The sequence below is a fragment of the Vibrio sp. HI00D65 genome, from assembly GCF_001635455.1.
Classification (GTDB): domain Bacteria; phylum Pseudomonadota; class Gammaproteobacteria; order Enterobacterales; family Vibrionaceae; genus Vibrio.
Genome location: NZ_LWEH01000022.1, coordinates 1 through 287, shown reverse-complemented (window position 1 = coordinate 287; position 287 = coordinate 1). Strand labels below are relative to the sequence as shown.

Annotated in this window: 1 protein-coding gene; it reads right to left on the bottom strand. The window is 47.0% G+C overall.

Annotated elements, in window-relative coordinates; genetic code table 11:
• Positions 1–287 (bottom strand): PPC domain-containing protein (locus tag A3712_RS05365; protein WP_197465789.1); only part of this gene is annotated, 287 nt, incomplete at both ends.

The window sequence follows — 287 nt, the reverse complement described above, 5'->3', positions numbered from 1 at the left end:
CTAGTACCACAGGCGTTAGGTCATCTTGCTCTGGAGAAGGTGGAACGGGGTGCTCTGTTTCCAACGATGCAAGCAGCCTCACCCCGTTGAATTCAGTTCGTCCCACAACACTCATGTAGTAACGACCAGGCTTAATATATCCCGTCGCCTCTGACTCAAATGTCACCATCTCATTACTGCCACTGCCATATTGACTGAACTCAAAATCATAGTAATGCGCAGTGCGGTTATAGCTCATGTAGAGATCTGCATCCCCCTGATTTTGTCCTTCAATTGATACCTCAAAA